The sequence below is a fragment of the Candidatus Megaera venefica genome, from assembly GCF_034554655.1.
GTDB classification, from domain to species: Bacteria; Pseudomonadota; Alphaproteobacteria; order Rickettsiales; family Rickettsiaceae; genus Megaera_A; species Megaera_A venefica.
This window is the reverse complement of record NZ_JARJFB010000196.1, coordinates 1-2,642: the sequence shown is the minus strand read 5'-3', so window position 1 is coordinate 2,642 and position 2,642 is coordinate 1. Positions and strand designations below refer to the sequence as shown.

5 protein-coding genes are annotated in these 2,642 nt (G+C 32.7%); all 5 read left to right on the top strand.

From position 1 onward, the window contains the following. Positions 1–470 (top strand): hypothetical protein (locus tag Megvenef_RS08720; RefSeq protein ID WP_322777543.1); only part of this gene is annotated, 470 nt, incomplete at its 5' end. Positions 471–792: 322 nt separating this feature from the next. Then, entirely contained in the window at positions 793–1,035 is a 243-nt protein-coding gene (locus Megvenef_RS08715) for an AbrB/MazE/SpoVT family DNA-binding domain-containing protein (protein WP_322777542.1), read from the top strand. After that, a complete protein-coding gene (locus Megvenef_RS08710) occupies positions 1,019–1,432 on the top strand; it encodes a type II toxin-antitoxin system VapC family toxin (RefSeq protein WP_322777541.1) in 414 nt (137 codons plus the stop codon). The genes Megvenef_RS08715 and Megvenef_RS08710 overlap by 17 nt, the downstream gene beginning before the upstream one ends. Positions 1,433–1,437: 5 nt before the next feature. Next, positions 1,438–1,998, top strand: coding sequence for a recombinase family protein (locus tag Megvenef_RS08705; RefSeq protein ID WP_322777540.1), 561 nt, complete (start codon positions 1,438–1,440; stop codon positions 1,996–1,998). A gap of 316 nt (positions 1,999–2,314) precedes the next feature. Beyond that, a partial coding sequence (locus tag Megvenef_RS08700) for a transposase (protein WP_322776028.1) occupies positions 2,315–2,642 on the top strand: 328 nt, incomplete at its 3' end.

Below are 2,642 nucleotides of genomic sequence, written 5' to 3'. Positions count from 1 at the left end.
GAATGAGAACCCTTTTTCTTGGCACTTTCTTGGAAAAAACAATTGATTATATAAATAAGTCTGAGAACGACCTCGCACTTGATTTTGGCTTTTTTCTTTTAGATTGGGATAAGGCCTTAATAAATTTAGTAAAAAATGAGATTACAATTGCCATGGAAAAATCAGTAGATAATAAAAAAAATTATACTCTGTGCTTGATATATAACAATATCGGCCTTGCTATATGCTGTAATTATAATCCCCCAGATAAAGAGTATATTTACCATTACTGCAACCAGGCCAAGTATATTTATAAACTTGATCAATGGTTCGGGTGTGTGTTCCATAACGGACTATTAGAACCAGTGTTAAAATTAGACTTTTCATTTTTGCAATCTAATGAAATGGATAAACAAATACAACAAGTTAAATTAGTCAACAATTCTTCTATTGATATCTCTGGCACCGTCATATATGGACGCCATGAATAAAGGGTTCCGTTGCAAATTTAGAAGGAGAATTATTAAAGCTTAAAAATAATATTTAAAGTTTCTGCATTGCCTAATTAGAGTGTACCCTATCTAGGCACCACCACCCTTCCCCTTTCTCCGTCCGTTTAGAGTCACTTTTACCATTAATTGACATATTCCGTTTGAGATTTTAGATCCTATATTGATAATTATCTCTCCTAGTAGTATAATTTAACTTATTTTTGATTTTTATCAGTTTTTATTAAAAAACATTTTTAGTTCATTTCATCTAATGATATACTATGTAATAATATTAATTACTATAAATTACTAATAACCCCCTATGAAAGCATTAAAAAGTTATATTGATAATAATGGTAGATTAGCTATTCCCGCTAAGATTAGAAAAAAACTACATCTTAATGTCGGTGATGAAGTTTCAATAAAATATTCCGATTCAGAGTTAGTTGTTTCTACTTTTCACTCCAATATAGAAAAAGCTAGGAATATTTTAGATAAATATAAAAATATAGATTTACAAAAAGAATTAAAACTAATGAGAACAGAAGATGCAGATAAATTCTAAATCAAAAAATAAGAGACATTTATTAGATACGTCTGCTCTCATTGCTTTATTAAAAAAAGAACCTGGCTATGAAACGATAGAGAATATTATTGCCAATAGTGCTATTTCATCAGTAAATTTGTATGAGCTTGTATCCGTTTTAGCAAGATCAGGGATATCAGACCTCGATATTGACGAAATGATTAAAGATATTGTGCCAGAAATCATACCTTTTTGTGAAGATACAAGCATCAAGGCTGGGAAACTACTTACTATAACTAAAACTTATGGATTGTCCTTGGGAGATAGAGCATGTATAGCAACAGGGGATTACTATAAAATGGAAATCCATACTACCGATAAAGTTTGGTTAAAACTACAACCACAAATAACGGCAAAAATTACAGTTATAAGATAGAACTAATGACCGGCAAAAATATAGGCTATATCAGAGTTAGTACCATCGAACAAAATCTTGAGAGGCAACTTGAGGGCATAAAAGTGGACAGGAGTTTTATAGATAAAGTATCTGGCAAATCAGTTGATCGCCCTGCTCTGCAAGAAATGCTCGCATATGTACGTGATGGAGATACTGTCATTGTTCACAGTATGGATAGGCTTGCTAGGAATGTTGATGATTTAAGGCAAATTGTCAAAGGCTTAACCGCTAAGCAAGTTAAGATTAAATTTATCAAGGAATGCTTAGAATTTACCGGTGAAGATTCTCCTATGTCCAATCTACTTCTCTCGGTCATGGGCGCATTCGCGGAGTTCGAACGCACTTTAATCAAGGAACGTCAAATGGAAGGTATAGAGCTTGCCAAAAAGCGTGGTGCCTACAAAGGCAGAAAAGCTTCTCTATCCGACGATCAAATTGTACAACTTAAGGAACAAGTCGCTCTTGGCAACAATAAGTCCGAGCTTGCTAAAGAATTCGGCATCAGCCGAGAAACTCTCTATAAGTATTTAAGGGTTGATATATAGGAGAACGTGCTATTTCTCTTCTACAACTAATATTAGCTATGTTAATTATCTATATTAGCTTAATTCGGGTATTGGTCAATTTGATAGCATGAACCTTAGCTCCAATAATAATATTTTAAAGATTAAGAAAATCATAAGATAAAATATGTAGGTATTATATAACGCTAGACAAATTCATATCATTACACAGACTAAATCGTCCCTCCGTCAAAACTCTCCCCGCCTGAATTAACAAGGGGTTTCATGTCATAAACAGCTTACAAAATCCATAAGAAAATGGTATAATTACCGCATAAAGCTTACGGATTTTAAAATTATGCCTATAGAAAATATTACTTTTCTCCAAAAACAAGAAAGGTTATTTGAAGAGAAATTATCTACAAAACTAAATCCTAAAAACAAGTTATATAAACTAAGGGATTTAGTAAATTGGTCTGAACTTGAAGCCAGAGCATTGCCTAACATTGAAATCAAGCAATTTGGTAGAAATAAGAAAGATCATAGAGTAATGCTAGCACTATCAATGCTTCAAGCTATGTACAACGGTTCTGATTCGTTTACGGAGGAAGAGCTAAAGGAAAATATTTATTGGCAATATTTTTGTGGTTATGAATATTTGCAGCAAGATCTTGATGTGTCTGAAG

Excerpts from the sequence above, each read along its gene's own strand:
- Megvenef_RS08715 (WP_322777542.1), top strand. The coding sequence starts at position 793 with ATGAAAGCATTAAAAAGTTATATTGATAATAATGGTAGATTAGCTATT.
- Megvenef_RS08710 (WP_322777541.1), top strand. The coding sequence starts at position 1,019 with ATGCAGATAAATTCTAAATCAAAAAATAAGAGACATTTATTAGATACG.
- Megvenef_RS08705 (WP_322777540.1), top strand. The coding sequence starts at position 1,438 with ATGACCGGCAAAAATATAGGCTATATCAGAGTTAGTACCATCGAACAA.